The following is a 6918-nucleotide window of genomic DNA, read 5'->3' on the forward strand; positions in this document are numbered from 1 at the left end:
ACCGCCTTCTCACTCCGCGGGAAGTACCAGAAGCGCGGCAAAGGCTTCTTGTCCCGGTTCATCTCAAGGATCAGGTTCGCGAGCAGCCGTTGCTGTTCATCTGCCTGCGGGATACCTACCTTGTTCAGGTCAACCCAGTCCGGCTGCGGATCTCCAGTAGCGTTTCCGAAGAACTTGTCGTCCGAGCGGATCGGGGTGAATCCGTCACGCTCCTGCGTTGCCCATGCCGGGTTGCCCTGCCGCGTGTACACGATAGACGTCGCTAAGTCGTAGGCAAAGCCGCTGCCTGCCCGCCATTCGCGCCAACGCTCCGCAGCGTTACCGCGGGATTCGGAGTTGTTGTGGTTGCGTCAGCGTAGAGTGTCGCAAGGCTTGCGGCGCCGTTCAGCGTATACCGATCCGCCGTACCATGGAACTGGATGGTCTGGCCGACGATTCCGTTGCCGGGCGATTGGCTGGTATCGACAAGGAGGTAAGCATTGGACAGTGTAGCGCCTGTGACGGAAATCCCGAGCAAGCCCGAGAGCTGCGGATCAGGCCGCATGGCAATCAAATTACCACCAGCGTTTACCCAGTCAGTGAACATCCCCACTTGAGCGATCGAAAGGGACACAGGCGCCAGGATGACCGCGTCGTAGCTCGCTAGCATCGCGGCATTCACGGATGAGATATCGCTCACCGAGAATAAATTGAGCCCCTCACTGCGCAGTATCTCCGCGTAGTACTTTCCGAACGTGGAAGAAGCACCGGTGACAACCAATATGGGCCCGCCCGGTCCTTGGTTCGGATCAGGCAATTGCGCAGCGGCGGCAGGAACCAGCCACTCTAAAACCGCACCAAAGAGCCCTTGCAACGAGAGATTAGCGTTTCGTCTATTGTCTGAATAGGGGCTCCGGTCAGAATCGGAGGGAATGAGCAAGCCCAGAGTTTGTGATGTAGAGGGTGCGGCTGAGGAGGACCTATTCTGTTGCAGACGTTTAACAGCTCGTCTTACCCTAAGCTTCTTGCCGACGGAAACGTTCCACTCCGTAAGGTCCTCATCCTCATCTCCCACAAATAACCGGCCGGTCGGATCGAAAGCAAGCGCATTGATGAATCGGTTGTGTCTCGGAAGGGCCCTACGCAGTTGACCGCTTGCTAAATCCCATACCAAGATGCGCGTGTCTTCTCCCGCACTCACCACGGTCTGTCCATTTGGACTGATGGCGACCGCCCTAACGGGCGCCTGATGTCCCAGAAGACTTCGGACCTCTTGTCCGGTCGCTGCATTCCATACCTTTACCTGAGCATCTTCGCCGGCACTGACGAGGACGCTACCGTTTCGGCTAAAGGCGAGCGCATTTACCTCCCCCGAGTGGCCAAGGAGGGTCTTTACAAGCTTGCCCGTCGCCACATCCCACAGCAGCACACGGGCAGCCGCGTCACCGCTAGCCAATTGCTTTCCATTCCCGCTAAAGGCGAGGCTGTTGATAAAATCGGTATGACCCGACAGGATTCGAGTTAGTTTTCCGGTACCGGCGTCCCACAACAGGATCCTGGTCTCTTCGCCGGCGCTGGCAAGGCTCTTACCGTCCGGGCTAGCGGCGATCGTCCTGATGGGATGCTCATGGCCCAGTAACACCTTGCTCTGTGTCCCAGTGGTGACGTCCCAGAGCCGGACTTCCGTGTCCCTGCCGACACTCACTAAACGGGTCCCGTCCGCACCGAAAGCTACCCCAGTGACTCCGGCACCATGGTGTGCGGCCAGCGCGAACCGTTCTGACCCGGTTGCGTCCCATAGGCGAACCGCACTGTCTTCTCCGGCGGTACCTACAAGCGCCCCGTCGGGGCTCACAGCGAGCGCGGTGGTGCCTTTCCAATCGTGTCTACGCGCCTTCTTACGGAGGCCCGTCGACGTTATGTTGGCAAGGGGCAGGCCCTGCGCCTCTCGACGCTGATTTGGCGTTTCGGAATCGATACCCGGCGCCGGTTCGATCGCAGGTGAATCAGAGGGGGCAGCGGCGTTCATGTTGCTCGCGCCGTTAGCCGCCTCAGCAAAGGCATCGGCACCAGGCGCGGCAATATGTCGCGTGAAGCGCTTAGTTCCTCGAGCGAGGTCCCAAACTATAACCTGCCCATCCTTGCTGACGCTCGCGAGCGTTCTGCCATCCGGGCTATAGGTCAGCGAGGCGACGGAATCATCGTGGTCGGCGAGGGTCCTGCGCAGCCTACCGGTAGCTACCTCCCAAAGCCCAATCCCCGTGTCATCGGTAGCGCTGGCGAGGGTCTTCCCGTCCGGGCTGAACGCCACGTCGTTCACAGCGACGCCGGCCTGATTTCCAAGCGTCAATCGAAGGCGGCCGGTGGCTACATCCCACAGCGTGATGCGCGTGTCGGTGCCGACGCTGGCAAGGGTGCGTCCATCAAGACTAAAGACGGCTTCCGTAACGGCACCGGCGTGACCAGCCAGGGTGCGGTCGAGCTTGCCGGTCGCGGAGCTCCACAACAGGATGTGACCCTCCTGATCCACACCGGCCAAGATGCCACCATCCGCGCTGAATGCGAGGCGCTCAATCGGAGATGGGCTATTTAGGGTTACGCGTTCCTCTCCTATCGAAAGGTCCCATAAGGCAACGGTCGAATCCCGACTGGCAGTGGCTAGGAGCTTCCCATCGGGACTGAACGCCACGCCATTGATGGCATCGCTATGGCCGGATAGCACGTACGTAGCATTACCCGTCGCGGCATCCCACACTATGACAGAACCGTGGTCCCCCAGGCTGGCTAGTGCCGTTCCATCCGGGCTGAATCCTACGGCTCTCACGTTGCTTCCCAGAGGGCCGGGGAACAGCGTGAGACGGTCGGCCCCGGTGGTTAGATCCCAAAGGATGATCCGATCATCGGCACCCACTCCCGCCACGCTGCGCCCGTTGGGGTCGAATACAAGCGCCATGATGTCGGCGCCCTGACTTTTCAGCACAGGCCCCTTCTGTCCGGACGCCACATCCCACAACGTCACGACGGCGCCGTGTCCCAGCACGCCCAGGCGCGTTCCATCTGGACTGAAAGCAACCGTCGGAAGCCGCGTCCGAGCCTGGAAGCCCTGGAGGACTCCGGCTGGATCGCGGAGTAGATCGCGCGTTAGCGGCACTGCGCCAGATACCAATAACAAAAACGACGCGAACAGCAGCGCGAATGTGGTCATCGAAGTCCGTTTACCGCCCATATGCTACCTACCCCTCAGGGAATCCCTGACGACACTTTGGTCCACCTACCAATAATGCGGCGGCCGGCTTCCGCTGCCCGATCGCAGTGCTCGCGTTCCCCATATCACCAAGTGCGGTGTCGGTAGGATCACCGCGCGATCGAAAGCGAGACTGTAGTGACTCCGTTGGTTCGCGGACCATCTCCGGTTGTTCCGGCCGCGGGCCTACTAGGCTCATCTCGTCCTGAAAGACGTTCACACGTTCACTAGCCGGGACAACTCATGGAGACGGGTCCGCCGGATGAACGCCCCGACCCTGGTCACGAGTTCAGTCCGCAACCGCAGCCCAGCACGCGATCCCATCCCCTTCGACATCCGCCTCCACACTGCGAAACTTACGTAGCAGAACTATCCGTAGGTCTGGGTCGTATAAGCCCATCAATGCCATCGCCATGCCATCGCCAAGACGGTCGAACTCGCAAACAGGAACGGGGCGCCCACGAGCGCTCATATTGGATAGCTGGGAAGCGCGACGCCCATGAGACCCAGAGCGTCTAGTGCCAATGGAGCCAGGACGGCAAGGACAAATGAGACGACGGAAACCGGTCACCCCCACTCTTCAGACGGCCTTGCGTTACCGGCTCGCCATCGATATGCGGAAGGCGTTTCCCACTCGTCCCGAGATCGGTGTATGGGGGCGACAAGTGCCGCGGGCTTATCAAGGCGTCGCGCAGGCTAGGCCGCTTCCAACCTTGCCACATATGGCGATTTCCGTCGCTAGTTATGATATTTCCCTTTACCCGTAGCATACTGTGCCCTGCGGCATACGTATTCCCTTTCGAAGCGGGGCGCCTCGCGCCACCGCGATCGATGCCTCACCACTGACGGTACCGCGCTTGGATCATGCGGGTCTGTCGAATAGAGGTCGGGGTCACCAGCGCACCGTAAAGGTTAGGTTAAGAGCTGCACGATAACGCCCTTCCACTGCCTCTGCATCCCCCTATTTGGAGGGGTGCGAACGTCGTAGGGTGCCGAAAAGAAGGGGACCCTCGGCGGGTGTTGAACGTCTTGAGGTCCGGGCACCACGGCTCGGACCCGCCTTGGGTTCGGCGCGCGGGGGCACCAGAGAGGCTATAGGCGCTACGCCTGGCGAGGACCTTGCGCCCCACATCATCCGCAATCCTCACGGTTCGCGCGCCTGATTTAATACCGGAGAGCGCTACGATTCCGAGGCAAGGGTTGTGAACAGGCCGTCCGTCCCTCTTCGGGCCGCAAAGGCCCACATTGCTCATGCTCCCCAGGAGTGCTACCAGCTCGCCCCCGTCGCTCCCGCATGAATCCGGTTCTCCACCACATTGGCACAATCGGTTGACGCTCTCTCGTGGCTGTCGTCACTGCGCGACAGCCTACCGCTACCCGACGGGGTTCGTCACGCAGGCGTGTACGGCGCGGTGATTTACCCGTTCAAGACGGCCAAAGGGGCAAGCCCGAACACACGAGTGGTTCCCGGTTCATGCACGCGCACGCGGCGGTCGCACCGAACATACGCTCCCGCAGGAACGTCAAAGGGACCCCCCGTACGGCTTGGAAGGCGTCAGAATACCGGCGCACCCGGGCATCCAACCAAATCACCCCACCCCCGAAAGGGGTCTCGTCACAGAACTCTAGCAAAGTGCGCTCATTACGACTGTATCGCCCAATCGGAATGGCCAGAGGCTAGGCCGGCACACGTATTGCTTGATAGCGCGATGAACTAGGGTCCAGCAGGCGCTGGTCAATAACGACACCGAGGGCCCTCCAAGCTACCACTGCGGTGGAACCGCGAGTGGTCAGATCGCAACCTTAGAGAACGACGCTCGATGAGCGCGAGAACGGGGAGAGTGGCCAACATGCCCAGAGCTTGTTGTAGATCAAGACGATTATGTCAACTATCAGGGATAGAAGCTCATGTCCACCGCCATTCGCAGCCCGTCAGGCCCGGACAATTTCCACGTCTCGGATCGCTCGCCCCCGTACGATCGCCGAGACCTCGCTGTATCGTTAACAAACCAATTAGCACACGTCTTCCAGAAACGCGACTCCGTGGGGTTGGGCTTGATGATATTGAACGTCGACGGAGACGTGCTATGTTACAATGCGAGCGCGAGAGACATCATCCTGACACAGCGGAACGTAGACAAGCATCTTGCGGATATACGCGGGCAACTCCTGTCATCCGAGAGGACACGTTGGTCCGGAAACAGCGCGGGTAGTAGCTCGACGAAAACGCCCATCCTGCAACTCCTGGTCTCACAGGGTACTAGCTGGTACGGCCTCCGCGGTTTTTGGCTCGAAGCGCACTCAGACTCGGGATCATCGCTTATCGGCATCGTCATTGAACCGATCAACCTACGTAGATTAGACATGCACCAGGCTCAGCGGTTGTATCATCTTTCGCCGCGGGAGATCTCGGTAATCACCGCCCTGGCCGCCGGCAAAACGGACAAGGAAATCGCCATAACTCTCGACGTCAGTCCCGAGACGGTCCGATGGTATCTAAAGAACATTCGAACCAAGATGGAGGTATCGACGCGTACCGCGATCCTACGCAAGGTGTTCTTCATGCAAATGGAAGCGTGGCCTTCTACGTCAGCACCGCCGGCGTGATCCGGACCAACTTTGCGGTCGAGTTGCCCTAGCATCGCTCACATGAGCTCGTCCAATGCCAAGCCTGCACGGTCGCACATCGGTGAGACCCATGAATGCCGACGTGCAGGGGTTACGGGGACGACGGACATGCCCATCGCCGGGATCTGGATGACTGCTAACATGTATGTACTTGACGCGCGGGACCTGGTACGCTATGACGCCCATCTACGGAGGGCTATCCGTGAACGCTAATCATACGACCCGGCATCCCATCAGGACCTCGCTAATATTGGGCATCTGCCTGGTGAGTGCGGCATGCGGTTGGCTGCACAACGGCTCCCAGACCGCCACGGTCACCGGGTCACTCCAAAACTATGAATACCTGATCGCCCCGGGCGACACGTTGAACGTCTTCGTTTGGCAGAATCCCGATGTGTCGGTCCAGAACGTCCCTGTGCGTCCCGACGGGATGCCGACGGTCACTGGCGCCGGGATACCGACACTCAGCGATCAGGTCTACGTGCAACGAAGGTTATCCGGTGGGGTCGTGCTCGAGGCCGGGCGGAACGACTTCGATATCCTGGTCTTTCAAGAAGAGAGGGACTTTCAGTTCAGCGGCGCACGGGAGGATTTCTGGGGAGCCAGTGTCCTATGGACGCGGAACATCAGCCGGCTGACCTATTTGGATATGAGCGCGGGCTGGACCTCCGTGGATACAAATGCCGTGGGTACAAACACCGATCTAACCGATGAGCGGCAAGACGATCTGCTGAGCTTGCATCTGGGGTTGCGTCGCGAGCTGGGTCGCCACCTGACAAGCACGATTGAGTATCGGCGCGTAGAACGCAGCTCGACGGATCCCACTGCAGATCTGGTGGAGAATCGCATCAGCGCCGGCATCCGGCTCGCGTTCTAAGGTCAGGACGCTCCCCCGCCCTCCGTTGACACTGGTGCCGTCGCGCATTCGCTCACGGCTTACCGGTGAAGTACCAGCGTTAATTGAACACCCAAGTTCCAGCGTTAGTTGAACACTCGGAGTGTGGATTGGGTTAGTGCATCATTCTTTCTGTAATTTTGTTGGTGAGCCTGTGGAGCTTGTGGGCGAG

At 59.7% G+C, this 6918-nt stretch carries 4 protein-coding genes; 1 reads left to right on the forward strand and 3 read right to left on the reverse strand.

Going from position 1 to position 6918, the window contains the following annotated elements; all coding sequences use genetic code 11:
- The 3 genes from M3461_16230 to M3461_16240 form a co-directional block, all read right to left on the reverse strand.
- The coding region (locus M3461_16230) for a hypothetical protein (protein ID MDQ3775775.1) at positions 1–251 on the reverse strand (251 nt) is incomplete at its 3' end.
- A gap of 11 nt (positions 252–262) precedes the next feature.
- Complete coding sequence (locus M3461_16235; protein ID MDQ3775776.1) at positions 263–3184, reverse strand: WD40 repeat domain-containing protein; 2922 nt, start codon at positions 3182–3184, stop codon at positions 263–265.
- A 28-nt stretch (positions 3185–3212) separates the two neighbouring features.
- The gene (locus M3461_16240; GenBank protein ID MDQ3775777.1) at positions 3213–3422 is read right to left on the reverse strand and encodes a sugar transferase; all 210 of its coding nucleotides are present in this window, start codon (positions 3420–3422) and stop codon (positions 3213–3215) included.
- Between the two features lie 2631 nt (positions 3423–6053).
- Between M3461_16240 and M3461_16245 the strand changes: the two genes are divergently transcribed.
- Positions 6054–6728 (forward strand): hypothetical protein, encoded by a 675-nt coding sequence (locus M3461_16245; GenBank protein ID MDQ3775778.1) that lies wholly within the window; start codon positions 6054–6056, stop codon positions 6726–6728.
- Positions 6729–6918: the final 190 nt, after the last annotated feature.

It is taken from the genome of Pseudomonadota bacterium, assembly GCA_030860485.1.
Classification (GTDB): domain Bacteria; phylum Pseudomonadota; class Gammaproteobacteria; order JACCXJ01; family JACCXJ01; genus JACCXJ01.